At 29.8% G+C, this 346-nt stretch carries 1 pseudogene; it reads right to left on the bottom strand.

The annotated features are described in order from the left end of the window. Positions 1-164: 164 nt before the first annotated feature. Positions 165-346 (bottom strand): annotated as a pseudogene (locus tag OEW74_RS18330) (hypothetical protein); the annotation flags it as partial.

A 346-nucleotide genomic window follows, 5' to 3' on the forward strand; every position in this document is an offset into this window, starting at 1 on the left:
TTCTAAAGTGGATTTAGGATCATTTGTTCCTATACCAATATTAGTGGATGTTGAATTTAATGTTGTGCCAATTGTGCTACCTGCAGGAGCGTAAATTTGTGCGGATAATGTAGCTGCAGATGCGAAAAGTAATGTCATTAAGATTTTTTTCATAGTATTAAATTTTATTTTTTATTAATTTTAGATTCTAGTTCTTTAATTCTTTTGTTTTGCTCAATGGTATAAAGAGTTAATTCTTCAATTTTTTGCAAAAGCTTAATCTGAAACTCTCCTACATTTACTCCTTCTTTTTCCATTTGTTTTGCTGAAGCAACTTCAGGTAAGTGTTTTTTCTCTTTGATGTGTT

The sequence above is a fragment of the Chryseobacterium sp. YIM B08800 genome (genome assembly GCF_026163565.1).
Classification (GTDB): domain Bacteria; phylum Bacteroidota; class Bacteroidia; order Flavobacteriales; family Weeksellaceae; genus Chryseobacterium.